The 24,550-nt window shown below is 55.8% G+C and carries 21 protein-coding genes; 15 read left to right on the forward strand and 6 right to left on the reverse strand.

Annotated elements, in window-relative coordinates:
• Window positions 1–186: 186 nt before the first annotated feature.
• Entirely contained in the window at window positions 187–399 is a 213-nt protein-coding gene (locus WFK85_RS16295) for a DUF2754 family protein (protein WP_336708929.1), read from the forward strand.
• A 3-nt stretch (window positions 400–402) separates the two neighbouring features.
• Here WFK85_RS16295 and ddlA read toward each other — a convergent pair whose 3' ends face one another.
• Window positions 403–1,503 (reverse strand): D-alanine--D-alanine ligase, encoded by a 1,101-nt coding sequence (ddlA, locus tag WFK85_RS16300; protein WP_008454473.1) that lies wholly within the window; start codon window positions 1,501–1,503, stop codon window positions 403–405.
• 232 nt (window positions 1,504–1,735) lie between these two features.
• On the opposite strand from ddlA, the gene WFK85_RS16305 reads away from it, so the two are divergent.
• The 4 genes from WFK85_RS16305 (at window position 1,736) to WFK85_RS16320 (ending at window position 5,413) form a co-directional block, all read left to right on the forward strand.
• Window positions 1,736–2,953, forward strand: coding sequence for an MFS transporter (locus WFK85_RS16305; protein WP_166994373.1), 1,218 nt, complete (start codon window positions 1,736–1,738; stop codon window positions 2,951–2,953).
• 273 nt (window positions 2,954–3,226) lie between these two features.
• Entirely contained in the window at window positions 3,227–3,487 is a 261-nt protein-coding gene (iraP, locus tag WFK85_RS16310) for an anti-adapter protein IraP (RefSeq protein ID WP_038475168.1), read from the forward strand.
• A 93-nt stretch (window positions 3,488–3,580) separates the two neighbouring features.
• On the forward strand, window positions 3,581–4,999 hold the full coding sequence (phoA, locus tag WFK85_RS16315; RefSeq protein WP_336708930.1) for an alkaline phosphatase: 1,419 nt from the start codon (window positions 3,581–3,583) through the stop codon (window positions 4,997–4,999).
• 102 nt (window positions 5,000–5,101) lie between these two features.
• Window positions 5,102–5,413 carry a PsiF family protein gene (locus tag WFK85_RS16320; RefSeq protein ID WP_008454479.1) on the forward strand — a complete coding sequence of 104 codons (312 nt, stop codon included), beginning with the start codon at window positions 5,102–5,104 and terminating at the stop codon, window positions 5,411–5,413.
• A gap of 192 nt (window positions 5,414–5,605) precedes the next feature.
• Here WFK85_RS16320 and proC read toward each other — a convergent pair whose 3' ends face one another.
• Window positions 5,606–6,415, reverse strand: coding sequence for a pyrroline-5-carboxylate reductase (proC, locus tag WFK85_RS16325; protein WP_336708931.1), 810 nt, complete (start codon window positions 6,413–6,415; stop codon window positions 5,606–5,608).
• 324 nt (window positions 6,416–6,739) lie between these two features.
• Here proC and WFK85_RS16330 point away from each other — a divergent pair, with 324 nt between their 5' ends.
• On the forward strand, window positions 6,740–7,201 hold the full coding sequence (locus tag WFK85_RS16330; RefSeq protein ID WP_008454481.1) for a YaiI/YqxD family protein: 462 nt from the start codon (window positions 6,740–6,742) through the stop codon (window positions 7,199–7,201).
• Here the strand turns inward: WFK85_RS16330 and WFK85_RS16335 are convergent.
• A complete protein-coding gene (locus tag WFK85_RS16335; protein WP_166994377.1) occupies window positions 7,198–7,950 on the reverse strand; it encodes a DUF2076 family protein in 753 nt (250 codons plus the stop codon). The two genes, WFK85_RS16330 and WFK85_RS16335, sit on opposite strands and share 4 nt — an antisense overlap.
• A 351-nt stretch (window positions 7,951–8,301) precedes the next feature.
• On the opposite strand from WFK85_RS16335, the gene aroL reads away from it, so the two are divergent.
• The 3 genes from aroL (at window position 8,302) to ppnP (ending at window position 10,209) form a co-directional block, all read left to right on the forward strand.
• Window positions 8,302–8,826 (forward strand): shikimate kinase AroL, encoded by a 525-nt coding sequence (aroL, locus tag WFK85_RS16340; RefSeq protein ID WP_008454483.1) that lies wholly within the window; start codon window positions 8,302–8,304, stop codon window positions 8,824–8,826.
• Window positions 8,827–9,155: 329 nt separating this feature from the next.
• Window positions 9,156–9,833: an AroM family protein gene (locus WFK85_RS16345; protein ID WP_008454484.1), complete on the forward strand. Its 678-nt coding sequence runs from the start codon at window positions 9,156–9,158 to the stop codon at window positions 9,831–9,833.
• An 82-nt stretch (window positions 9,834–9,915) separates the two neighbouring features.
• Window positions 9,916–10,209 carry a pyrimidine/purine nucleoside phosphorylase gene (gene ppnP / locus WFK85_RS16350; RefSeq protein ID WP_008454495.1) on the forward strand — a complete coding sequence of 98 codons (294 nt, stop codon included), beginning with the start codon at window positions 9,916–9,918 and terminating at the stop codon, window positions 10,207–10,209.
• A gap of 60 nt (window positions 10,210–10,269) precedes the next feature.
• Here the strand turns inward: ppnP and rdgC are convergent, their stop codons facing one another.
• Window positions 10,270–11,181 (reverse strand): recombination-associated protein RdgC, encoded by a 912-nt coding sequence (gene rdgC, locus WFK85_RS16355; RefSeq protein ID WP_008454497.1) that lies wholly within the window; start codon window positions 11,179–11,181, stop codon window positions 10,270–10,272.
• 125 nt (window positions 11,182–11,306) lie between these two features.
• Between rdgC and mak the strand changes: the two genes are divergently transcribed.
• Window positions 11,307–12,218: a fructokinase gene (gene mak / locus WFK85_RS16360; protein WP_166994379.1), complete on the forward strand. Its 912-nt coding sequence runs from the start codon at window positions 11,307–11,309 to the stop codon at window positions 12,216–12,218.
• A gap of 481 nt (window positions 12,219–12,699) precedes the next feature.
• Here the strand turns inward: mak and sbcC are convergent, their stop codons facing one another.
• Entirely contained in the window at window positions 12,700–15,855 is a 3,156-nt protein-coding gene (gene sbcC, locus WFK85_RS16365; protein WP_336708932.1) for an exonuclease subunit SbcC, read from the reverse strand.
• Window positions 15,852–17,069: an exonuclease subunit SbcD gene (sbcD, locus tag WFK85_RS16370; RefSeq protein ID WP_336708933.1), complete on the reverse strand. Its 1,218-nt coding sequence runs from the start codon at window positions 17,067–17,069 to the stop codon at window positions 15,852–15,854. Before sbcD ends, sbcC begins: the two co-directional genes overlap by 4 nt.
• A gap of 199 nt (window positions 17,070–17,268) precedes the next feature.
• On the opposite strand from sbcD, the gene phoB reads away from it, so the two are divergent.
• The 5 genes from phoB to malZ all read left to right on the forward strand — a co-directional run bounded on the left by phoB (window position 17,269) and on the right by malZ (window position 24,536).
• Window positions 17,269–17,958, forward strand: a complete 690-nt coding sequence (gene phoB, locus WFK85_RS16375) for a phosphate response regulator transcription factor PhoB (protein ID WP_008454506.1) — start codon at window positions 17,269–17,271, stop codon at window positions 17,956–17,958.
• A gap of 22 nt (window positions 17,959–17,980) precedes the next feature.
• On the forward strand, window positions 17,981–19,288 hold the full coding sequence (phoR, locus tag WFK85_RS16380) for a phosphate regulon sensor histidine kinase PhoR (RefSeq protein WP_008454508.1): 1,308 nt from the start codon (window positions 17,981–17,983) through the stop codon (window positions 19,286–19,288).
• Window positions 19,289–19,713: 425 nt separating this feature from the next.
• On the forward strand, window positions 19,714–21,033 hold the full coding sequence (brnQ, locus tag WFK85_RS16385) for a branched-chain amino acid transporter carrier protein BrnQ (protein WP_008454510.1): 1,320 nt from the start codon (window positions 19,714–19,716) through the stop codon (window positions 21,031–21,033).
• A 72-nt stretch (window positions 21,034–21,105) separates the two neighbouring features.
• Complete coding sequence (gene proY, locus WFK85_RS16390; protein WP_166994385.1) at window positions 21,106–22,476, forward strand: proline-specific permease ProY; 1,371 nt, start codon at window positions 21,106–21,108, stop codon at window positions 22,474–22,476.
• A 242-nt stretch (window positions 22,477–22,718) separates the two neighbouring features.
• On the forward strand, window positions 22,719–24,536 hold the full coding sequence (gene malZ / locus WFK85_RS16395; protein WP_336708934.1) for a maltodextrin glucosidase: 1,818 nt from the start codon (window positions 22,719–22,721) through the stop codon (window positions 24,534–24,536).
• The last annotated feature ends 14 nt before the right edge of the window (window positions 24,537–24,550 follow it).

The raw sequence follows: 24,550 nt of genomic DNA on the forward strand, positions 1-24,550 counted from the left end.
CAGATTGCTGGTAATTTGGAGGCCAGAATCCTCCTGGATTTGCATTTTTTGCTCAAGTTCACATTTTCGTAACCTAAGGTAAATCTCGTTAACATTATGCTAGCGGAGTGCGTGGCAACCGCGCGTTTCTCTGCCGCCGATGTGCGACAATGCCAGCAGGCTTATTTTTGAATGCGTGAGGCGGCTATGTTAACCCTGAAAATGCGTCGGGACTGGCACTACTATGCGGTGGCGATTGGGTTGATTTTTATTCTGAATGGCGTGGTCGGCCTGCTGGGCCTGGAAACGAAGGGCTGGCAGAGCTATGCGGTGGGGCTGGTGAGCTGGGCGATCGGTTTTTGGCTTGCGGGCTTTATTATCCGCCGTCCCCGGGAAGAGTCGGACACGGCGGAGCCTTAAGGATTACGAAGTGATCGAGCTTTTCAGCGCGCAATCCTGCTGGTGGCGCTCAAGGGCAAGCTCAATCAGGCGGGTTATCAACTCCTGGTAGCTGATACCGCTGGCCTGCCACAGCTTGGGATACATGCTGATGTTGGTAAAGCCCGGCAGCGTGTTGATCTCATTGATGATCACGTCGTTAGTTTCCGTCAGGAACACGTCGACGCGGGCCATGCCGCTGCACTCCAGCGCCTGATAGGCACGAACCGCAATTTTACGGATTTTGTCGTTAACGTCGGCGTCGAGCGCCGCCGGAACGACAACCTGTGCCGCCTGCTCATCAATGTACTTGGTGTCGTACGAATAGAACTCGCTGTTCACCACGATCTCGCCGCAGGTGCTGGCCTGCGGGTAATCATTCCCCAGCACGGCGCACTCGATTTCACGGCCTTTAATGCCCGTTTCAACCACCACTTTATGGTCAAACTCAAAGGCTAACGCCACCGCCGCGTGATATTGCTCTTCGGTGCTGGCTTTGCTGACGCCGACGGAGGAACCCTGGTTGGCTGGCTTGACAAACAGCGGCAGACCCAGCTGTTTTTCAACCTCGGCGAAGCTGATTTTGGCGCGGTTAGCGCGGGTTAGCGTGATGAACGGAGCCACGTTTAGGCCCGCATCGCGCAGCAGGCGTTTGGCGACGTCTTTATCCATGCTGACCGCTGAGCCCAGCACGCCGGAGCCGACGAACGGCAGATTGGCGACGCGGAGCATGCCCTGCAGGGAACCGTCTTCGCCCAGCGTGCCGTGCACAATCGGGAAAATCACGTCAATTTGGGAAAGCTGTTCTGCGGTGCTGGTTTCAATCAGCTGGTGTTCGGTCTGGCCGGGGACCAGCGCCACGTTTTTCTCTGACCGGTTCAGGGCGATAAGCGCCGGATTGTTGGCGTTCAGCAGGTAGCTGGACGCATCGTTGATATGCCACTGGCCCTGTTTATCAATCCCCAGCAGCACAACATCAAACTTCGACTTATCAATGGCGTCGACGATATTTTTTGCCGACTGCAGCGACACCTCGTGTTCTGCCGATTTTCCACCAAACACGATACCAACCCGCAGTTTTGCCATGCCTTTAATCCACCCATAAACTTTACGAAAGAGGACAACATAGCACGCTCATTCCGGGGATTCATGTGGTTCCTGCAACAACCTGTCCGGTCGGGCAGGATATGTGCTTTAGTAAGCAATCATGTCTGGATCGTAATGACAGCGCCGGGGCGCTGACGGCAATATTCATTAGTGTGATAAGCTTTCCAGAAATCGTTCTATTCTGGTTGCATCCCCTTTGAAAAAGCGCGCTATGGAGTCCTGGAAGGTCAATCTCATTTCGGTCTGGTTCGGCTGTTTTTTTACCGGCCTTGCGATCAGCCAAATTTTGCCTTTTCTTCCGCTCTACGTTGAGCAGCTTGGCGTCACTTCCCACGAAGCCCTTTCCCTTTGGTCCGGCCTGACGTTCAGCGTCACGTTTTTGGTTTCGGCTATCGTTTCGCCGATGTGGGGCAGCCTGGCCGACCGCAAAGGGCGCAAGCTGATGTTGCTTCGCGCCTCGTTTGGTATGGCGGTGGCGATTCTTCTCCAGGCCTTTGCCACCAACGTCTGGCAGCTGTTCCTGTTGCGCGCGGTAATGGGGTTAACGTCGGGTTATATTCCTAATGCAATGGCGCTGATTGCCTCTCAGGTGCCACGCGAGCGCAGTGGCTGGGCTATCAGTACGCTCTCAACCGGGCAAATCAGCGGTGTGATTGTGGGCCCGCTGCTCGGCGGTTTTATGGCGGATCATCTTGGGCTAAGGCCGGTATTCTTTGCCACCGCGGGGCTGCTGATGGTCAGTTTCCTGGTGACGCTGCTGCTGATAAAAGAGGGCGCTCGCCCGAAAATCAGCAAAGATGAGCGCCTGACCGGGAAAGAAGTTTTCGCCACGCTGCCTTACCCCTGGCTGATCCTCAGTCTGTTTATCACCACGCTGGTGATCCAGCTCTGTAACGGCTCGATTGGCCCGATTCTGGCGCTGTTTATTAAACAGCTGGCCCCGGACAGCAACAATATTGCGTTTATGAGCGGGTTTATCGCCGCCTTGCCGGGCATATCCGCGCTCTTTGCCGCACCTAAATTGGGCAAACTGGGCGACCGGATTGGCACTGAACGTATTTTGATGGCGACGCTGTGCTGCGCCGTGGTGTTATTCCTTGCCATGTCCTTTGTCACCTCGCCGATGCAGCTTGGCATCTTGCGCTTTTTGCTGGGTTTTGCCGACGGGGCAATGTTACCGGCGGTGCAAACGCTGTTGCTCAAATACTGCAGCGACCAGGTCACCGGGCGTATCTTCGGTTATAACCAGTCGTTTATGTATTTGGGGAATGTCGCCGGGCCTTTAATGGGGGCAGGGGTTTCCGCAATGGCCGGTTTTCGTTACGTTTTTGCGGCAACCGCCGTGGTTGTGCTGTTCAATGTCTGGCAGCTGGCGGTGGCTTTTAAGCGCAAGAATGCCCGCCAGGCGCTGGCCAGTAAAAGCACTTAGCCGCCAGCCAGTTTCTCTGTGTGGGATATTATTGAGCAAAATATGAAGATTGATTTCGACTTATTATTCATTTAGTCGCTACCACAGATTTAGAGAATAATATTCCATTATTCTTTTTTTGTGGTGCAAAAAATTCGTTGTCGGGATTATTATCAGACGGAATCATTTTAATATTGCTGCTATTTGCTGTGACGCACATATTTAACCTGAGATATTGCTCTCAGGTGGATCTGAGTGTTAACGTCATGCCTTAACCCCGCAGGGACTGAGAAAATGAAAAATCTTATTGCTGAGTTATTGGTTAAGCTCGCCGAAAAGGAAGAAGAATCGAAAGAGTTGGTTGCTCAGGTTGAAGCGCTGGAAATAGTGGTCACAGCCTTATTGAGACGCCTTGAACAGGGAGAACGTTCGGCGCTGGTTGCCAGCATTGAAGGGGCGTTAGATGATGCCTCCCCAAAGACGGCAGTGCCGGTCCAGGATACCGAATTACTCCGACAATATTTAAAAAAGCTCCTTATCCATCCCCGTAGTTGAATCAAAATTTACTGTCATATTAGTGTCATAAGTCATTTTTATACTCGCTCTGTTTTTATTTATATTCAGTAGTTACTACATGGAGAAAATAAAGTGAAACAGAGCGTAATTATCGCCAGCCTGCTGCCTTTGCTGCTTGCCAGCGCCCCATCAAAATCACAAGAAACATCCTCTTCCCCTCTGGAAAATCGCGCCGCTCAGGGAGATTTAACTCAGCCGGGTGGTGCTCGCCGTATTACAGGCGATCAAACTGAAGCGATCCGTGCCTCGCTCAACAATAAAACAGCGAAGAACATTATTCTGCTGATTGGCGACGGAATGGGTGATTCGGAAATTACCGCCGCCAGAAACTATGCCGAAGGGGCTGGTGGTTTCTTTAAAGGAATTGATACCTTACCGCTGACCGGGCAATACACCCATTATTCTTTAGACAAGAAAACGAAAAAGCCGGATTACGTCACCGATTCTGCTGCTTCCGCCACGGCGTGGAGCACCGGCGTGAAAACCTATAACGGTGCGCTGGGCGTGGACGTTGACGGGAAAGATCACGTCACCATCCTCGAACTGGCGAAGGCGGCCGGTAAGGCGACGGGCAACGTATCCACGGCGGAAATTCAGGATGCCACGCCAGCGGCGCTGGTTTCCCACGTGACGGGGCGTAAATGCTATGGCCCAAGCGCCACCAGCGAAAAATGTGCCACTAACGCGCTGGAAAACGGGGGCAAAGGCTCCATTACCGAGCAACTGCTGAATACCCGCGCCGACGTGACGCTTGGTGGTGGGGCAAAAACCTTTAGTGAAACGGCAAAAGCCGGTGAATGGAACGGGAAAACGCTGCGCGAGCAGGCCGATGCCCGTGGCTATCAGTGGGTGGATAACGCCGCCGGCCTTGCGTCGGTGACAGAAGCTAACCAGCAAAAACCGCTGATCGGTATGTTCGCCGACGGCAATATGCCTGTGCGTTGGGAAGGCCCGAAGGCCACTTACCACGGGAATATCGATCAGCCAGCCGTGACCTGTACGCCTAATCCGAAGCGCGACAGCAGCGTGCCGACCCTGGCGCAGATGACCGAAAAAGCTATCGACCTGCTGAAAGGAAACGAGAAAGGCTTCTTCCTTCAGGTCGAAGGCGCTTCTATTGATAAACAGGATCACGCCGCTAACCCATGCGGGCAGATTGGCGAGACGGTCGATCTCGATGAAGCCGTGCAAAAAGCGCTGGAGTTTGCCCGTAAAGACGGCAATACCCTGGTTGTTGTCACCGCAGACCACGCCCATTCCAGCCAGATTGTGGCGCCGGACACCAAAGCCCCAGGACTGACTCAGGCGCTGAACACCAAAGATGGCGCGGTGATGGTCATCAGCTACGGCAACTCCGAGGGTGAATCTCAGGAGCACACCGGCACCCAGCTACGCGTGGCGGCCTATGGCCCACATGCAGCCAATGTGGTGGGGCTGACCGATCAGACCGACCTGTTCTATACCATGAAATCAGCGATGGCGCTGGAGTAAAGGTGAGCTTGCGTAACAGGTAAGAAAAAAATGCGGCGGAAACGTCGCATTTTTTTTGCCTTAGGCCAGACTTTAAACGTCACAATAAAAAAGGAATAAGGTATGAAATTTTCATTATTAGCGGTGTTACTGGTAGGGCTGGTTGGGTCAGCAACGGCGGCGGATAAAACGATGACGCCGCAGCAGCAGCGTATGACGACCTGTAATCAGCAGGCGGCTTCGCAGTCTCTGAAAGGGGACCAGCGTAAGAGCTACATGAGCAGCTGTCTCAAAGGGGAAGCGCCTGCCGCGGCGGGGAAAACCCTGACGCCTCAGCAACAAAAAATGAAGGACTGTAATGCGGACGCGGCGAAGCAATCGCTGAAGGGCGACGCCAGAAAAACCTTTATGAGTAATTGCCTGAAGAAAAAATAAGTTGTTTTGAATGACCCTCACCCCGGCCCTCTTCCTGAGAGGGAGAGGGGGGGGCGGTCGATTTATGCTCGATTCAGAGCCCTCTCCCCTCGGCAGAGGGCTTTTATTTTGGGTTTTAATGAGGGGATTTATGCTCGATCTAATCCCCTCTCCCCCGCGGGGAAAGGGTTAGGGTGAGGGGCTATATCAAAATCAGGACTTCCCGAGCAGCTCTGACTTCGCCATACACTTCACCATCGCTTCCATCACGGCAGCGCGGAAACCTTTCTCTTCCAGCACTTTGACCGCTTCAATGGTGGTGCCGGCAGGGGAACAAACCATGTCTTTCAGCTCACCCGGATGGGTACCGGTTTCCAGCACCATCTTCGCCGAGCCCATCACCGCCTGAGCGGCAAACTGATAGGCCTGTTTGCGCGGCATACCGCCCAGCACGGCGGCATCGGCCATGGCTTCGATAAACATAAATACATAAGCCGGGGCAGATCCGCTGACGCCCACGACCGGGTGGATCATCGCTTCGCTTACGACTTCGGCCTGGCCAAAGCTGCGGAAAATGCTCACCGCATCGGCAATGTCTTCCGGCGTGACTAGCGCGTTTGGCGTGACCGACGTCATGCCCGCGTTCACCAGTGCAGGGGTATTCGGCATTGCACGGATAATTTTCCGGTCATGGCCCAGCACTTTGGCCAGGGTTTCCAGAGTGATACCCGCGGCAATGGAGATAATCACGGTGTCTTTGTTCAGGTCGGAGTTAACTTCACTCAGCACCTTAAGCATGATGTTTGGCTTCACGGCACCAAAGACGATGTCGGCTATCTGCGCAACTTCCTGCGCGCTCTGCGCCGGGTTAATGCCGTATTCTTCGCACAGGGCCTGAACTTTGTCCGGCGACGGGGTGTAGATCCAGATATTGCCGGCAGGCACAAGGCCGCTGGAAATCAGGCCGCCGAGTATGGCTTTGCCCATGTTACCGCAGCCAATAAACCCTATTTTCTTGTCCATAGCATGACTCCATGGTGATGTGTTTTGTTATTTGATGGTAATAGCTTAACCAGACTTCTGACAAATCTAATGGGGATAAAATTCTGCAATGTGTCGCCATAAAAATAAACTGGAAAATCAATTCATTGATTTTCGGCTGATAACCACAAAGAGGGAAAAACCACGCTTTTTCCCTCTTTGTCAGCAATCTCTTAACGCGCTTTTTACCGCTTAGGCTATGTTTGCACGCAACGGCGAACGGCCGGGGTGGAAACAGATAAATTTTGTCATTCGGCAAAAGCACGGCAAAATCGCCCCCATTCCCACCGAAAGTCAGGAGCCATAATGCAAATTTGGGTGGATGCCGATGCGTGTCCAAAAGTCATCAAAGAGGTGCTGTTTCGCGCGGCAGATCGCGCTCAGGTTATGGTCACGCTGGTGGCTAATCAGGGGATGAAAACGCCGCCGTCGCGGTTTATTCGCAGCCTGCAGGTTGCCTCTGGATTTGACGTGGCGGATAACGAAATAGTGCGTCGCTGCGAGAAAGACGATTTGGTTATCACCGCCGATATTCCGCTGGCGGCAGACGTGCTGGAGAAAGGGGCGGTGGCGCTGAATCCCCGGGGCGAGCTTTATACCCCTGCAACCATTCGTGAACGCCTGACGATGCGTGACTTTATGGATACTCTGCGCGCCAGCGGCGTGCAAACCGGCGGGCCGGACAGCCTGAGCCAGCGCGACCGCCAGCAGTTTGCCAATGAGCTGGAAAAGTGGCTGCTGAAGGTCGCGCGGGCGCAAAAGTCTTAGATAAAGCTGTCGTCGTCGTCGCCGTAATCGTCGCCGTAATCGTCGCCGCCAAAATCATCGTTACCGTAATCGGTATTGTCCTGCGACTGCCAGCCGCCCTGGTTCTGGAACTGACGGTCATCGACCTGGCTGTAGTCGTTGACCGAGTCGAATGAGCTGTTGTCGAAGGTCGGCGCCGGTTCATTGATAATATTGACGATCTCTTCCGGCTGGCTGCGGTGGAACATGCTGGTCAGCATTTCTGCCACCACGACACCACCGGCTACGCCCGCTGCGGTTTGCAGCGCGCCAGATAAGAACCCGCCTCCGGCACGTGGGGCGCTGGCCGGGGCAGCCTGTTGCTGTGGTGCACCATATCCGCCCTGTTGTGGCGCGCCGTAGCCTGGCGCAGAAGAGGTGCCATAGTTCTGGCTACCCGGAATCGGATCGGAGCCACGCGCAGTATTATTACTGCTGCTGCCGCCGCCGAACAACCCGGCAAGGAAACCGCCGCTGCTTTGCTGCTGGCGAGATTTCTGCTCCAGCTCGCTCACCTGCGCTTCCAGGGCCTGAATTTTGCCATTCAGCTGCTTCATGGCCGCTTCCTGGATAAGGATCGTCTGCGTCATGTAGTAGGCGGCACCCGGCTGCTGGCTGAGGTGTTGCGCAATCCGCTGTTCGGCGGCCGCATCGCGGGTGGCACTTTGGCTTTCGGCCTGTTTCAGACGGTCAAAAAGCCCGTCAATAAGACGCTGCTCTTCAGCTTGCATGGTTCATACCTCTGTCATGATGAAATCTTAAAACGAGTCTGGATCACATTCAGCGTAGGTGAAACGCCTTAATCGTAAAGCTAACCATAAATGTGTTACCGAATCTCAGATTAAGGGTTGTCATTGGCCTGGCGTTTAAAGTATTGTGGCGCAGTTAGCAGGTGGTGGATTTAGTTTACACTTGTTACGCATCAGTTAATGCCGTTATAGCTGGGCTTTAAGCGACAGGTTTCATTTTTTGTAATCATAGGTTTACACTTGTCGCGTACTAGTTTAGTGGTATTATCGCATTCTGTTTTCCTGCTTTTACCCCTTGTGGCCTCAGGCCCGCATTTCCGAGGATTATCTTTGATGACTCAACCCCTATTCTTAGTCGGCGCTCGCGGCTGTGGTAAGACGACCGTCGGTCAGGCATTGGCGAGAACGCTGGGTTACGCCTTTGTCGATACCGATAGTTTTCTGCTGAACCACACCGGCAAGAGCGTGGCGGAGATTGTGGCCGAAGAGGGTTGGGAAGGGTTTCGGGCTCGTGAATCCGATGCGCTGCAGCGCGTGACGGCCCCGGCGACCGTGGTGGCAACCGGTGGTGGCATGGTGCTGGCAGAGGGCAATCGGCAGTTTATGCAGGAAAACGGCATCCCCGTTTGGTTACATGCCCCGGCGCAGGTTCTGGCTTCACGCCTGACCGCCTCTCCGGAAGAAGGGCAACGCCCAACGCTCACAGGGAAAGGCGTTACCGATGAAATCGTTGACGTGCTCGCCGCTCGCGAAGGGCTCTACCGGCAGGTTGCCCGCCACATTGTGGACGCCACTCGCTCTCCTGATGCGGTAGTGGAAGCAATCCTCAGCGCGTTACAAATGGCCCGCGCCAGTTAGCCTATACTTAACGCTCATCCATAAGAAATTAAGGACGAGCGATGGCCATTGAGCCACTTTTCGTCGAGAGCCTGACCGGCAGGATCAGGCGTACGCCGCGCGTGCGACCTTCTTCCTAAGAGAAACTTTTATCTCATTCATTTAGCTAAAATATATTCCTTAGAGATGTTGCTCAGTAGTTGATGTTTCGTTAAGGATTTCGATGTCGCTCTGGTTGTATGCTGCGGATTGTGGCGATCAAAAAACGATCGACCCGGCGGAGTTATTTCATAGCGGACGTGGAGCAATGCAGCGAAGAGGGCGGTAACTGAGTAATAGCGGAGCGAAGCATGAAACCAACTGTAGCCATTCTCACCGTCGGCAAAGTGTCAGTCAGTGAGGTTTTACCTTTTTTAACTGAACATATCTCTGAACAACAAATCTCTCAGGTCAGCCTGTTGGGCAATCTCTCCCCCGATGAGGTTCGCCGTCAGTTTTCCCCGTCCCCCGGTGAAGAAACGCTGCTCACGCTATTGGCGGATAACACCATTACGTCAGTCGGGCGGGACAAAATCTCCATTGCGATGCAGGGCATCATCGAACAGCTGGATAATCAGGGCTACGAAGTTATCCTGCTGATGAGCACGATGCCGCTGACGGGGTTAAGCGCCCGCAATGCGATTCTGCTGGAGCCTGAGCGCATCATTCCTCCGCTGGTAGCGTCGATTGTGGATGGTCATCAGGTAGGGATCATTCTGCCGGTTGCAGAAATGATTAAGTTTCAGGAGCTGAAGTGGCGCAAGCTGACCCATCCGCCGCTTTATTCGCTTGCGAACCCGATCCACGGTAGTGAAGCCGAGCTGCTGGAGGCCGGAAAAAAACTGATGGCTGAAGGGGCGGATGTTCTGGTCCTCGACTGCCTTGGCTACCATCAAAAACACCGGGATTTACTGCAAAAGCAGCTGGATGTGCCGGTGCTCTTATCCAACGTACTGGTTGCCAGATTAGCCGCAGAATTGCTTATCTGAACGGAATTAACAATTTGCGTGACAGGCCGGAGAGTTCGCCTCTATAGTGGTTTTTTCACTAATGTCGATAAAGGGCCTGTCCATGCTTCAGAGTAACGAGTACTTCTCCGGGAAAGTAAAATCCATCGGTTTTACCAGCAGCAGCACTGGCCGTGCGAGCGTTGGGGTGATGGCGGAGGGGGAATACACCTTCGGGACCGCCCAGCCGGAAGAGATGACCGTAGTGAGCGGCGCTTTGCACGTTTTGCTGCCGGGGGAAACAGAGTGGAAAACCTATGCTGCGGGCGAAGTCTTTAACGTTCCGGGCCACAGCGAGTTTCATCTGCAGGTTGCTGAGCCAACGTCCTACCTTTGCCGCTACCTGGCCGATAAATAACTGACTTTCAGGCCCCTCGTTTCACCGCGAGGGGCTTTTTTTATGCGTCAGCCACGGCAATTAACGCTGTGCTTCTCCGCCGAGAGCTTCCACCAGGTTGGTAATCAGCGCCGACAGCTCGCCGGTCATCAGAATAAAATCGGCGTCGAAACGTCCGCCAAAATCTTCCCGGTCGATATCGTCGTTCTGTTCGCGCAGGATATCGGCAAACTTCAGGCGTTTGACTGAGCCATCGTCCGCCAGCACGAACTGAATACGCTCCTGCCAGTCCAGCGCCAGCTTGGTGACCACTTTGCCGGTTTCAATGTGCGCGGCGATTTCATCGCACACCAGCTCTTGCTGCTTGCAGCGGATCACGCCGCCGCCTTCAAGGATTGCCTTGAGCTCAGCTTCGTCCATCAGCGCAAAGCCTGCCGGAACATCCCCTGAACGTACCCACTCGGTCAGCGTCAGTTCGATAGGGTTTTCCAGCGCCAGCGGGACCACCGGCAGAGAACCCAGGCTTTTACGCAGCAGAGCCAGCGTATCTTCCGCTTTTTTGGCGCTGGCGCAGTCAACCATGATCAGGCCGTTGACGGTGTCTATCCACATCATAGTCTGGCTAAAGCGGCTGAAAGCGCGCGGCAGCAGGGAGTGCAGCACTTCGTCTTTGAGGGAATCTTTCTCGGTCTTCTTCAGCTTGCGGGCCTGTTCCGCTTCGAGCTTATTGATTTTGGCTTCAAGAGCCTGTTTGATGACCGGAGCGGGCAGAATTTTTTCTTCTTTACGGGCGCAAATCACAATCTGGCCGTTGGCAACATGGGTTAATGCATCGCTGTGCGAGCCCATCGGCGACACCCAGCCGGTTTTGGCCATGTCCTGGCTGCCGCAAGGGGTGAAGGTGAAGGCGGCTAACTGTTTTTCCATTGCATCCGCCGTCAGCGTGATGTCACGGCTTAAACGGTAAACCATTAAATTTTTAAACCACAGCATGATTCTGTCCCAGGTTGTCAGTTAAACGCAGCGGGCATGATAACGAATTGACGGCCTCGTTTCATTGTCTTTGCTTGGCCTGCATTTTAGGTAGTTGATAATTATCACCAAATGAGGAAGTTCTTGTGCGCATAGGTATCGATCTCGGTGGAACTAAAACAGAAGTGATCGCGCTGGCAGACGACGGTAAACAACTTTATCGCCACCGTTTGCCCACGCCAAAAAACGACTACCAGGCCACCATCAAAAACATTGTTGAGCTGGTGCGGCTGGCGGAAGAAGCCACGGGCGAGACCGGTACGGTAGGGCTTGGGATCCCGGGATCGATCTCCCCTTATACCCGAGTGGTGAAAAATGCGAACTCAACCTGGCTGAACGGGCAGCCGTTTGACAAGGATCTTAGCGTGGCGCTCAAGCGCGAAGTCAGGCTGGCGAACGATGCTAACTGCCTGGCGGTGTCGGAAGCGATTGACGGCGCTGCCGCAGGGGCGCCGATCGTCTTCGCGGTGATCATCGGCACCGGCTGCGGCGCGGGCGTGGCGATCAATGGCCGAAGTCTGATCGGTGGCAACGGCACCGCGGGCGAGTGGGGGCATAACCCGCTGCCGTGGATGGATGAAGACGAACTGCGTTTTCGGAAAGAGGTGCCGTGCTACTGCGGCAAACAGGGCTGTATTGAGACTTTTATTTCCGGTACCGGATTCGGCACGGACTACCAGCGCCTGAGCGGGAAAACGCTGAAAGGGCACGAAATCATCAGTCTGGCAGAGCAGCAGGATCCATTGGCAGAGCTGGCTATCAGCCGCTATGAGACGCGTCTGGCGAAGTCGCTGGCGCATATCGTCAACATTCTCGATCCGGACGTGATCGTGCTGGGCGGCGGGATGAGCAACGTGGAGCGTTTATACCGGACGGTGCCGCAGCTGATCAAACCGTGGGTGTTTGGCGGCGAGTGTGAAACGCCCGTTCGCAAAGCGGTGCACGGGGATTCCAGCGGCGTTCGCGGTGCGGCGTGGCTGTGGCCGATAGAGAAGTAAATCGCCCCTCACCCCAGCCCTCTCCCCAAAGGGGAGAGGCGGAAAACAGATGCCGGAAACGTGGTTTTTTCCCTATGCCTCTGGGAGAGGAGTAGGGGGGAAGGGAAAAACCAGAAGCGACAGCGTAGTTGAAGTTAGTACCGGGTTTAAAGCGAAACACGGTTCAGGCTTAAATCGCCTTCGTTTTCTCTCCGACTGGCCAGGGTCCGGACGTCGGGAACGGCCGGAGGCTGAGAGCGTCGGGAACGCATCTCAGCCGGCCCAGGACTGGGAGATAAAACGGAGGTCTGCCGCTTCAGCGGTCGATTTATTTCGCCGGGAGTCCGGGTTCTCAGGGGAATGACGGTGATTCCCCTGAGACGTTCACCGATGCGGTGGTGACATATGAAACCGAACTGGAAGTGAACGGAACCTTAACCGTTCCTTCATAAGCGTACTTGTGACTTAAAGAGCGTTCCCTCTGGTGAGAGCCTGGCAAGGATCACTCCACCGCGAAAGCCTTATCCAGCCGGCTGACACCTAACCCGTTAATCTTCTTCACCTTAATCTGCACCGGGATCCGCTCCTTCATCGCCTCAACGTGACTGATCACGCCGATGGTTTTGCCGCTGGCGTTCAGCGTATCCAGCGCGTCGAGTGCGGTATCCAGCGTCTGCGCGTCCAGAGTGCCAAAACCTTCATCCAGGAACAGAGAGTCAATGCGGGTTTTATGGCTGACCAGATCGGATAACGCCAGCGCCAGCGCCAGGCTTACCAGGAAGCTTTCGCCGCCGGAAAGCGTGCGGGTGTCACGTACCGCATCGGCCTGCCAGGTATCGACCACCTGTAATTCAAGCGCTTCGCTGTCTTTACGCTGTAGCAAGTAGCGCCCGTGCAGGCGATTGAGCTGATTGTTTGCCAGCCAGACGAGGTTATCCAGCGTCAGACCTTGCGCAAATTTGCGGAATTTATCCCCTTCTTTGGAGCCGATAAGCGCGTTGAGGTAGCCCCAGTCTTCCGCCTGTGCTTCACAGGCTTTTATTTCCTGCATCAGCGTTTGCTGGCGAACCCGGTTTTCCTCGTCGTGCCGCAGCTGCTGGGTAATTTGACCCTGTTGTGAAGCATTCTCACGCAGCTGGAGGGCAAGCGCCGAGATTTGCGCCTCCAGTGCGCCAGGATCTGTTTCTTCGTGCAGATTGTCTGGCCGCGCCGATAAGTGTTGAGTCAACGCACTTTCCGCCTGTTCCAGCAGAGTGACTTGCTGCTGATGCTGGCGCTCCAGAAGCTGTTTACGCTGTTCCAGCTCAAGGCGCTCGGTCTCTTCCAGCAGAGCGCGGCGGAAATCGGCTTCGTCGCTGAACTGGCTGGCCGAAAGCGCATTCCTGAACTGTGTCTGCGCCTCCGTGGTTTCTTCTTCGCTTTGCTTCAGCTGCTGTTGCAGGGACTGGCGCTGCCCTTCCAGCAGGTTGCAATCGTTATGCAGCGTTTGCCAGTTTTGCAGCGCCGCCTGATGCTCGTGTTCATCCAGCGGCTGCGGGGCGGAGCCATCGTCCGCAAGGGTTGAGAGCAACATGTCGAGAGCGGAGAGCTGCTGGCGAAGCTGCGGCAGTTTGTCCTGCTGGTGCTGCCATTGCTGAGATTCCCTTTGGCGAGCCTCCAGCCAGGTTTGCTCTTCGCCAGGCTCAGGATGCTGGAGACCGGCCTGCTCCAGCCCCGCTTGCAGCGACGCGCGCTGTGCCAGGTAGTCTGCTTTCAGTTTTTCATGCTGCTGGCTGTCGCGTTGATATTGCGCCTCCAGCGCCTGCCGCTCGCCAAGCTGGCGCAGCTGCAGCTCGCGCTGTTCCTGCTCGTCAAGCCAGGCGCTGAGATCGTCCTGAGGCGTTAAAGCGATGGCAAGTTCGGCACACTGCTGCTGCCAGCGGGCCGAGAGCGACGTTTCCTCTGCCTCAATGGCGGTGCTGGCCTGCGCCAGTTTTTCGCGCTGCTGGCGCTGGGTATCAAGCTGACCTTTAAGGGCAAAGCCAAGCTCTGCGAGTTTAGCCACTTCTTGCTTAAGGGCGGCCAGGCGCTGTTGGTTCTCCCCTGGTTCGAGAGCCTTATACGCCTCTACAGCCGGGTGTTGGGTTGAGCCGCAAAGCGGACACGGCGAGTCAGGCTGCAGGCGTGCGCGCTCGGCTTCAAGGCTTTGGATGCGCTTTTCCTGTTCGACGACTTTTTCCAGATCCGCTTCGTGCTGGCGTTTGTCTTTGTACTGCTGGCGCTTTTGCCCCAGGTCAACGTCTCGCTCGGCAATCTGTTTCTCCAGCTCGACAAGCTCGCGCTGTTGCTCGGTTTTGCGTTTCTCCAGCGTGGCAAACTGCGGCTGCAAAGTAGCCAACAGTTGGCGAGCAGGCCGGGTTGCCAGCATCCGCTGTAAATGAGCGCTCACTTCATCAGGAGAAAGGCTAAGCTTTGGCTCCGGCAGCGCCTGCAGCTTTTGCCGACTGGCCTCGAGCGCCTGCTTTAGCTCAGTAAGCTGTTTTTCGTCGCGCTGCTGCTGCGTGAATGCCATGCGCCAGCCCGTCAGTTCGGCAGACCAAAGTCGATAACGGTCATTCGCCGCGAGCCAGTCTTCGACCTGCTGAGCTTCTCTCTTCAGCCGCTGAGCCTGTTCGGCGGCCAGCATTCGGGTTTGCTGCCGGCGGACGGAAAGCTGCTGTAAGCGGGTATTCACTTTCTCCGCCGCCTCGCTGTTTTGCTTCAGCGACTGCTGCTTTTCCTGCAGCCGCTGCCAGTCAGGGCGAAGTTTTTCGGCGGGCAAAGCTCGGGTCAGTTTCGCCAGCATGGGCTCTGCGTCTTTGACCGCCTGACTGGCTGTGCCCAGCGCCTGCTGCTTTTGGGCTTTGTCGGCAGAAAGCCGGGTTAGCTGAGCGAGCCATTGCTGGTGCTGCTGCTGCTGTTGGTGCTCCACGGAAAGCTTTTTCTCTTCCAGAGTGAGCGCCTGCAAACTCTCGGTAAGCTGCTGTTGCTGCTCAGCGGTTAGTAGCGCGACGCCGGAAGCCTGAGCCAGCAGGTTTTCAAGGCGGCTTTTGATTTGCTTATGATTTTCAAACACCGCGGCGGAAACGGTGCCGTAAATCTCCGTGCCGGTCAGTTCTTCAAGCAGCGAGGCGCGGTCGTTGGCATCGGCGTTTAAAAAGGCGGCGAACTGCCCCTGGGAGAGCATCATTGAGCGGGTGAAACGGTCGTAGTCCAGCCCGGTGAGCGCGGCGATAATCTCCAGCTTGTCTTTGATTTTATCCGCCAGGATTTTGCCGTCGCTGATTTGAGCCAGCTCCACGCGCGGCGCCTGAAGGTTGCCGTTTGCCGCGTTGCGGGCGCGGTTCTGGCTCCAGAAGGCGCGATAGCCCGTACCTTTTACCTCAAACTCGACTTCGGCCAGGCATTCTGCGGTGTCGCGGGTCATCAAGTCATTTTGCGACTGCGACACGGTGCTGAGGCGCGGTGTCTTGTGGTACAGCGCGAGGCAAATGGCATCCAGCAGGGTGGTTTTGCCCGCGCCCGTGGGGCCGGTGATGGCAAACAGCCCGTTGCTGGCGAAAGGCTCCTGGGTGAAATCAATTTTCCACTCGCCTTTCAGGGAGTTAATGTTTTTTAACCGCAGGCTGAGGATCTTCATGCCTGTTCCTCCCGCTGGTGCAAATCTGAAAGGGTTTGGGCAAACAGCGTTCTTAGCCTGGCGGCGCGCTCCTCGCTGGTTTCTTCCTGACTCAGCCGCCGCTCAAAAACTTCTTCAACGCTTAACTCGCTCAGCGTCTCTTTATGCTGGCTGGCAATCACCCGTTCGCGCTGTTCGCGGCTGCGGCGCAGCAGAACAACTTCAACCGGCAAATCGTCTGTGAGCGCCTGCACCTGGCGCTGCATGTCGTGCAGATATTCGTCGGTGGCGATTTCGATATCCAGCCAGACTTTGGGTTCAGCAGGCGCGTTTCGCCACTGCTCTAGCTGCCGCTCGATTTCACTCAGCGACCCTTTCACGATGGCCAGCGGCTGGCTGATGGGGACTTCCAGGGGCTCGACGCTGGTTAGCGCTCCGCCGCTGAATGTCACCAGAAAAACGGTTTTTGCTTTGCCGGTTTCGTCGAAACTCAGCGGAATCGGCGAGCCGCTGTAGCGAATATGCTCCGTGCCGCCAATTTTCTGCGCGCGATGGATGTGCCCGAGCGCAATGTAGTCGGCGGGCGGGAAGTGCTGCGCCGGGAAGGCATCCAGCGTGCCAATATAAATATCACGCACCGCATCGGATTTCGTGACGCCTACCGTGGTCAGGTGCCCGGTGGCGATAATCGGCAGCGGCTGGTCACCGCGTAGCGCCACGGCGGCGGCATAGCATTGCTGGTAATGTTCGCTGATGGCTTCCATTAAAGAGCGCTGTTTTTCATGGCCGGACAGCCCCGCCTGGCTACTTTGAATGTCGCGAGGACGCAGGAAAGGGATAGGGCAGAGAATCGCCCCCGGCGTGCCGTCTTTTTGATTGAGCAGCAGCGCCTGTTCGTCTTTGTTATGGCGGGCGCTGGCAATGACGCGGGTGTTCAGGCAGGCCAGCAGCTCCCGGGATTCATTCAGGGTAGCTACGGAATCGTGATTCCCCGCCAGCACCACGAGCTGGCAGCCGGTGCCCTGCAGCTGCACGACAAAACGGTTATACATTTCACGGGCGTAGCTCGGCGGCGAGCCGGTATCAAAGATATCTCCCGCGACGAGGATCGCATCCACCTGATGCTCGACCGCGGCGTTTAATAGCCAGTCGAGAAAGGCCTGATGTTCAGAGGCCCGACTTTTGGTATAGAAGTTTTGGCCGAGGTGCCAGTCTGATGTGTGGAGAATGCGCATAACCTGTCCCATGGCAAAGAGGCGAATTACCGATTATAAGCTATTGAGCTGGCAGCGTAACCGCCAGTAAAAATCCATGGCTGTCATAATTCAAAAAGGTGAAATATCTTGCCGTCATCTTTTTCATAAATCTGTCACAAATCTGACGCATACTGGCGCACAATTAATAAGAGATGGTCTCTTTTCAACAGGGTAAATCATGGCGAGACGCATTTTAGTCGTAGAAGATGAAGCTCCGATTCGTGAAATGGTGAGCTTTGTGCTCGAGCAAAATGGCTTCCAGTCGGTAGAGGCGGAAGATTATGACAGCGCGGTTAACCTGCTGATTGAACCTTTCCCCGACCTGATCCTGCTGGACTGGATGCTGCCAGGCGGTTCCGGGATCCAGTTTATCAAGCACCTGAAACGTGAAGCGCTGACCCGCGAAATTCCGGTGATGATGCTGACCGCGCGTGGCGAAGAAGAAGATCGCGTGCGTGGCCTTGAAGTCGGTGCCGATGATTACATCACTAAGCCGTTCTCGCCTAAAGAGCTGGTGGCGCGTATTAAAGCGGTGATGCGCCGTATTTCCCCGATGGCGGTGGAAGAAGTGATTGAGATGCAGGGGCTGAGCCTGGACCCGTCCTCACACCGCGTGATGACCGGCGAAGATCCGCTCGACATGGGGCCAACTGAATTTAAGCTGTTACACTTCTTTATGACCCACCCGGAGCGCGTTTACAGCCGTGAACAGCTGCTCAATAACGTGTGGGGAACGAACGTTTACGTTGAAGACCGTACCGTAGACGTGCATATTCGTCGCCTGCGTAAAGCGTTGGAAACAAGTGGTCATGACAAAATGGTGCAAACAGTTCGCGGCACGGGTTATCGTTTTTCAACCCGTTTTTAATATGCTGACAGGAGCGTGACGCGTGCTGGAACGGCTGTCATGGAAAAGGCTGGTACTGGAGCTGGTGCTCTGTTGTATGCCAGCGGCAATTCTCGGATTGATTTTTGGCCACCTGCCGTGGTTTTTACTGGCGGCGGTGACCGCCCTGTTAAGCTGGCATTTCTGGAATTTACTTCGTCTTTCCTGGTGGCTGTGGGTTGACCGCAGCATGACCCCGCCGCCCGGGCGGGGAAGCTGGGAACCTCTGCTGTATGGGCTGCACCAGATGCAGCTGCGTAATAAAAAGCGTCGCAAAGAGTTGGGCAACCTGATCAAACGCTTCCGAAGCGGAGCCGAATCGCTGCCCGATGCGGTGGTGCTGACCACCGAAGAAGGCACCATTTTTTGGTGTAACGGCCTGGCGCAACAGCTGCTTGGCCTGCGCTGGCCTGACGACAGCGGCCAAAATATCCTCAACCTGCTGCGTTACCCTGAATTCTCGCAATACGTGGCGAAGCAGCAGTTTGGTCGCCCGCTGACGCTGATACTCAACAATGGCCGTCATCTTGAGTTCCGCGTGATGCCCTACGCCGACGGGCAGTGGCTGATGGTGGCGCGAGACGTCACGCAGATGCACCAGCTTGAAGGCGCTCGCCGCAATTTCTTTGCCAACGTTAGCCATGAGCTGCGCACGCCGCTGACCGTGTTACAGGGTTACCTGGAGATGATGCAGGATCAGGCTCTGGAAGGGCCGTTGCGGGATAAAGCCCTGCATACCATGCGCGAGCAAACTTCACGCATGGAAGGGCTGGTGAGGCAATTGTTAACGCTGTCGCGCATCGAAGCCGCGCCCACGCTGTCGATGAATGAGAAAATCGACGTGCCGCTGATGCTGCGCGTGGTGGAACGAGAGGCGCAGACGTTGAGCCAGCAGAAGCAAACGCTCACTTTTAACGTTGAGCCAGGGCTGCAGGTTTACGGTAACGAAGAGCAGCTGCGCAGCGCGATCTCTAACCTGGTGTATAACGCGGTGAATCACACGCCTGCCGGGACGCACATCACCGTCACCTGGCGCAGGCTGCCTCACGGCGTAGCGTTCAGCGTGAAGGATACCGGGCCGGGGATCTCCGCCGAGCACATTCCGCGCCTGACGGAGCGTTTCTACCGAGTAGACAAAGCGCGTTCCCGGCAGACCGGAGGCAGCGGGCTTGGGCTGGCCATCGTGAAGCATGCCCTTAGCCATCATGATGCGCGGCTGGATATCGAAAGCGTACCGGGGCAGGGCTCGACGTTTTCGTTCATCCTGCCCGAGCGCTTAATTGCTCCTGAGTCAGCGGTGGCTGCACATTAATTCACCGCAACCGTCAAGTACACTTTCCACAGGCCAGTTTTCTGGCCTTTTTGTTTGTATTTTCACCACTCGTTAAGCGATGAATATCGAATTGATGCTTTTTTGTCCGCATGATAAGCCATAACAAAAGCGTATAATCAACTTTATTCACTGGTTATGCCTATTTTTAAAGGATATATTTCTGGTTTCCCGATCCCTTCTTGTCTTCAAACGCTATAAGCGTTTTAATTGCCCCCCTGTTATTACCAGACCGACTGAAATTGCGTGGTAATTCGACTAACTATTCTTCGCCACCGATCCGGAGAAGCATATTCCGCTGTCGTTACCGGTAATAACCGCGTTTTTACCGAACGTTATTTGGACTGAACGTCGGTTTAAAAATTTGAGCATTTTCAACACCACACATCCACAGGCTGCTTTATTTTATGACCTATCATTTGAAATCTCGTGACATCATCGCTCTGGGCTTTATGACCTTTGCGCTGTTTGTCGGCGCGGGCAACATTATTTTCCCTCCTATGGTTGGCTTACAGGCTGGCGAGCACGTCTGGACGGCGGCGCTTGGCTTCCTGGTCACAGCGGTAGGTTTACCCGTTCTGACTATCGTGGCGATTGCCCGCGTCGGCGGCGGTATTGACAGCCTTAGCTCGCCGATTGGCCGCCGCGCCGGTATTTTGCTGGCGACCGTCTGCTACCTGGCCGTAGGGCCGCTGTTTGCCACGCCGCGTACCACCACCGTTTCCTTTGAAGTGGGAATTGCTCCGCTGACCGGTATGGGCGATATGCCGCTGTTTATTTACAGCCTGGTGTACTTTGCGCTGGTGATCGGGATTTCTCTTTATCCGGGTAAGCTGCTGGACACCGTGGGCCACGTGCTGGCGCCGGTGAAAATCATCGCGCTGCTGATCCTGGCGGCCGGGGCGGTGCTGTGGCCAGCCGGTGGCCTGAGCACGGCGACTGAAGCCTACCAGAACGCGGCGTTTTCTAACGGCTTCGTGAACGGCTACCTGACGATGGACACGCTGGCTTCGCTGGTGTTCGGGATTGTTATCGTGAATGCCGCGCGCTCTCGCGGTGTGACCGAATCTCGCCTGCTGACCCGCTACACGATTTGGGCTGGCCTGATTGCCGGTATCGGCCTGACGGTTATCTACCTGGCACTGTTCCACCTCGGTTCCGATAGCGCGAACCTGGTCGATCAGAAAGCCAACGGCGCGGCTATTCTGCACGCTTATGTGGCGCATACCTTTGGCGGGGCCGGTAGCTTCTTCCTGGCGGCGCTGATCTTCCTGGCTTGTCTGGTTACCGCCGTGGGCCTGACCTGTGCCTGCGCGGAGTTCTTTAGCCAGTATCTGCCGCTCTCTTACCGCTCGCTGGTGTTTATCCTCGGCCTGTTCTCGATGGTGGTATCTAACCTGGGCCTGAGCCACCTGATTCAGATTTCGATCCCGGTACTGACGGCAATCTATCCACCTTGTATTGCCCTGGTGGTGCTGAGCTTCACCCGTCCGTGGTGGAACAACTCCACCCGCGTTATTGCCCCGGCGATGCTGATAAGCCTGCTGTTTGGTATGATTGACGGCATTAAGGCATCGGCCATCAGCGACATGCTGCCTGGCTGGGCGGCGAAACTGCCGCTGGCGGATCAGGGACTTGCCTGGCTGCTGCCGACCGTTGCGATGGTGGTGATCACCGCTATCTGGGACAAAGCAGCGGGGCGTCAGGTCACCTCCGCCGCCCACTAATTTTTTGATTGCTAAGTAACCACGGAGTCGTCCTCCGTGGTTTTTTTATTGTAAAGCGTGGAACCTGGATTCATGGAAAACACCAACAAGCTCAAGCGCGGTTTGAGCACCCGGCATATTCGATTTATGGCGCTGGGGTCGGCGATTGGCACAGGGCTGTTTTACGGTTCGGCGGACGCCATCAAAATGGCGGGGCCGAGCGTTCTGCTGGCGTATATCATCGGCGGCGTGGCGGCCTATATTATTATGCGCGCGCTGGGCGAAATGTCGGTGCACAATCCTGCTGCCAGCTCGTTTTCTCGCTATGCTCAGGACAACCTTGGGCCGCTGGCTGGCTATATTACCGGCTGGACCTACTGCTTTGAGATTTTGATTGTTGCCATCGCCGACGTGACCGCGTTCGGGATCTACATGGGTATCTGGTTCCCGGCGGTGCCGCACTGGGTCTGGGTGCTGAGCGTGGTGCTGATTATCTGCGCCATCAATCTGATGAGCGTGAAGGTGTTCGGCGAGCTGGAGTTCTGGTTCTCATTCTTTAAAGTCGCCACCATCATCATCATGATTATTGCCGGGATCGGCATTATCGTGTGGGGGATTGGCAACGGCGGCCAGGCGACCGGTATCCACAACCTGTGGAGCAACGGTGGCTTCTTCAGCAACGGCTGGCTGGGCATGATCATGTCTCTGCAGATGGTGATGTTTGCCTACGGCGGGATTGAGATTATCGGCATCACCGCAGGCGAAGCGAAAGATCCGCAGAAATCCATTCCGCGCGCGATAAACTCCGTGCCGCTGCGTATTCTGGTGTTCTACGTGGGGACGCTGTTTGTCATCATGTCCATTTATCCCTGGAACCAGGTGGGCACCGAGGGCAGTCCGTTTGTGATGACCTTCCAGCATATGGGCATTACCGCTGCAGCCGGTATTCTGAACTTTGTGGTTATCACGGCTTCGCTCTCGGCGATTAACAGCGATGTGTTTGGCGTAGGCCGCATGCTGCACGGCATGGCCGAGCAGGGTAGCGCGCCTAAAATCTTCGCCAGGACTTCCCGCAACGGTATTCCGTGGGTCACCGTTGTGGTGATGGCCTGCGCGCTGCTGCTGGCGGTTTACCTGAACTACATCATGCCGGAAAACGTCTTCCTGGTGATTGCGTCGCTGGCAACGTTCGCCACCGTTTGGGTCTGGATAATGATCCTGCTGTCGCAGATTGCCTTCCGCCGCCGCCTGTCGCCGGAAGAGGCGAAAGCGCTGAAATTCCCGATCCCCGGTGGCGTAGCGACGACCGTCGTGGGCCTGGTGTTCCTGGTGTTTATTATCGGGCTGATTGGTTACCACCCGGATACCCGTATTTCGCTGTACGTGGGCTGCGGCTGGATTGCGCTGCTGCTTATTGGCTGGGTTGTTAAGCGCCGGGTTAAGGCGCAGTCGTTGCCAGTGTAGTGGCTGATTCGGTTAGAACGTGGTATCTGGTTTTACCCTCTCCCTGGAAGGGAGAGGGAATAAATAGTGTTCTCCTCATTCGTTTTTCCCCCTCGCCCCTTTGGGGAGAGGGCCGGGGTGAGGGGAATAATTTCTCTCGTCTCCACCCCTCCTGTCCTCCCCCAAATTAACCCGGAATGATGAGTGATAAAGCCTTATGCTGTGGCAAGGTGGCGTCATTTTTAAGCGATGGGAAAGTTACTATGTTGAATGCCTGGCACCTGCCGGTGGCGCCGTTTATCCAGACGCGGGAACGCAGCCTTGTCATTACCCTGTGGCTGGCGGGGGACGACCTGCCGGAAAAAGTGATTCTGCGTGGCGAAAAAGATAACGAAGAGATTTCTCTGGTCATGGTGCGCCAGAAACAGGCTCCCCTTGAGGGCGTTGTTGCCTGGAAAGTCACCCTCGATACCGCCGAAGGGCAGCCGCGCCGTCGCTACAGTTTTAAGCTACTCTGGCAGGACAGGCAGCGCTGGTACACACCTCAGGGCTTCCAAAAAACGCCGCCGGCCCGGCTGGAACAGTTCGCTTTTGATACGCCGGATGACGACCCGGATTGGGTGCAGGACCAGGTGTTCTATCAGATCTTCCCGGATCGTTTTGCGCGCGGGGCTAATCGCCAGCCGGTGCAGGATAACGTTTATTTTCATCATGCGGCCGGGCGGGATATCGTCCGCCGGGAGTGGCATGAGCCTTTAACCGGGGAAGCCGGAGGATCGACGTTTTACGGCGGCGATCTGGACGGGATCAGTGAAAAGCTGCCGTACCTGAAAAAGCTCGGCGTGACGGCACTTTATCTGAACCCTATTTTTACCGCGCCCAGCGTGCATAAGTACGACACTCAGGATTACCGGCAGGTAGACGAGCAGTTTGGCGGTAATGCCGCTTTCCTGCGGCTGAGGGAAAATACGCGCCGGCAGGGGATGAAGCTGATGCTGGACGGCGTTTTTAACCACAGCGGCGATACGCACGGCTGGTTTGACAGGCATCAGAACGGTGAGAATGGCGCCTGCCATCACCCACAGTCTCCGTGGCGCGACTGGTACAGCTTTTCTGACGAAGGGTTGGCGCTGGACTGGTTGGGCTATTCCAGCCTGCCTAAGCTGGATTATCGCTCGGCCACGCTGGTGGATGAGATCTATCGCGGCGAGCAAAGCATTGTGCGGCACTGGCTGCGGGAGCCCTGGGGCATTGACGGCTGGCGGCTGGACGTGGTGCATATGCTGGGAGAGGAAGGCGGGGCGAAAAATAATCTTCTGCACGTCAGCGGCATTACCCAGGCGGCAAAAGAAACCAAACAGAATGCTTACGTCCTCGGCGAGCACTTTGGCGATGCCCGGCAGTGGCTGCAGGCCGATGCCGAAGATGCCGCCATGAATTATCGCGGTTTTACTTTCCCGCTGTGGGGATTTTTGGCAAACACCGATATCTCTTACGAGCCGCAGGATATTGACGCCCAAACCTGTATAGCATGGATGGAAGAGTACCGCTCGGCACTTTCCCATCAGCAGCAGTTGCGCATGTTTAACCAGCTCGACAGCCACGATACCGCCCGTTTTAAGTCGATTCTTGGTAAAGATGTTGCCCGCTTGCCGCTGGCCGTCATCTGGCTGTACGCCTGGCCCGGCGTGCCCTGTATCTATTACGGCGATGAGGTGGGGCTGGATGGCAACAACGATCCTTTCTGCCGCAAGCCTTTCCCGTGGCAGAAACAGGATCAGGATTTAGATCTGCTGGCGCTTTATCAGCGGCTCGGCAAGCTGCGCAAGCAAAGCCGGGCGCTTCGTCACGGTGGTTGCCGGGTCATCTACGCTGAGCAGGACGTCGTCGTGTTCGTGCGGGCTTATCAAAACGAACGTGTTCTGGTGGCCATCAATCGCGGCAGCGAGGTTCAGGTCACGCTCCCGTGGGATGCCTTGCTGAGCGGCAGAGCCTGGACGCAGATCGAAGGCGAGGCGGCGCTCAATAACCGCGAGCTGAGCTTGCCTGCCGTCAGCGCCGCGGTCTGGCGCAGTCTTTAGGTCGGTGACCCGGC

The sequence above is a fragment of the Cedecea sp. VD22 genome (assembly GCF_037150195.1).
In the GTDB taxonomy this organism is placed as follows: domain Bacteria; phylum Pseudomonadota; class Gammaproteobacteria; order Enterobacterales; family Enterobacteriaceae; genus Cedecea.

Excerpts from the sequence above, each read along its gene's own strand:
- iraP (WP_038475168.1), top strand. The coding sequence starts at position 3,227 with ATGAAAAATCTTATTGCTGAGTTATTGGTTAAGCTCGCCGAAAAGGAA.
- aroL (WP_008454483.1), top strand. The coding sequence starts at position 8,302 with ATGACTCAACCCCTATTCTTAGTCGGCGCTCGCGGCTGTGGTAAGACG.
- malZ (WP_336708934.1), top strand. The coding sequence starts at position 22,719 with ATGTTGAATGCCTGGCACCTGCCGGTGGCGCCGTTTATCCAGACGCGG.
- proY (WP_166994385.1), top strand. The coding sequence starts at position 21,106 with ATGGAAAACACCAACAAGCTCAAGCGCGGTTTGAGCACCCGGCATATT.
- rdgC (WP_008454497.1), bottom strand. The coding sequence starts at position 11,181 with ATGCTGTGGTTTAAAAATTTAATGGTTTACCGTTTAAGCCGTGACATC.
- WFK85_RS16305 (WP_166994373.1), top strand. The coding sequence starts at position 1,736 with ATGGAGTCCTGGAAGGTCAATCTCATTTCGGTCTGGTTCGGCTGTTTT.
- sbcD (WP_336708933.1), bottom strand. The coding sequence starts at position 17,069 with ATGCGCATTCTCCACACATCAGACTGGCACCTCGGCCAAAACTTCTAT.
- proC (WP_336708931.1), bottom strand. The coding sequence starts at position 6,415 with ATGGACAAGAAAATAGGGTTTATTGGCTGCGGTAACATGGGCAAAGCC.
- brnQ (WP_008454510.1), top strand. The coding sequence starts at position 19,714 with ATGACCTATCATTTGAAATCTCGTGACATCATCGCTCTGGGCTTTATG.
- ddlA (WP_008454473.1), bottom strand. The coding sequence starts at position 1,503 with ATGGCAAAACTGCGGGTTGGTATCGTGTTTGGTGGAAAATCGGCAGAA.
- WFK85_RS16345 (WP_008454484.1), top strand. The coding sequence starts at position 9,156 with ATGAAACCAACTGTAGCCATTCTCACCGTCGGCAAAGTGTCAGTCAGT.
- phoB (WP_008454506.1), top strand. The coding sequence starts at position 17,269 with ATGGCGAGACGCATTTTAGTCGTAGAAGATGAAGCTCCGATTCGTGAA.
- ppnP (WP_008454495.1), top strand. The coding sequence starts at position 9,916 with ATGCTTCAGAGTAACGAGTACTTCTCCGGGAAAGTAAAATCCATCGGT.
- WFK85_RS16330 (WP_008454481.1), top strand. The coding sequence starts at position 6,740 with ATGCAAATTTGGGTGGATGCCGATGCGTGTCCAAAAGTCATCAAAGAG.
- WFK85_RS16295 (WP_336708929.1), top strand. The coding sequence starts at position 187 with ATGTTAACCCTGAAAATGCGTCGGGACTGGCACTACTATGCGGTGGCG.
- sbcC (WP_336708932.1), bottom strand. The coding sequence starts at position 15,855 with ATGAAGATCCTCAGCCTGCGGTTAAAAAACATTAACTCCCTGAAAGGC.
- WFK85_RS16335 (WP_166994377.1), bottom strand. The coding sequence starts at position 7,950 with ATGCAAGCTGAAGAGCAGCGTCTTATTGACGGGCTTTTTGACCGTCTG.
- WFK85_RS16320 (WP_008454479.1), top strand. The coding sequence starts at position 5,102 with ATGAAATTTTCATTATTAGCGGTGTTACTGGTAGGGCTGGTTGGGTCA.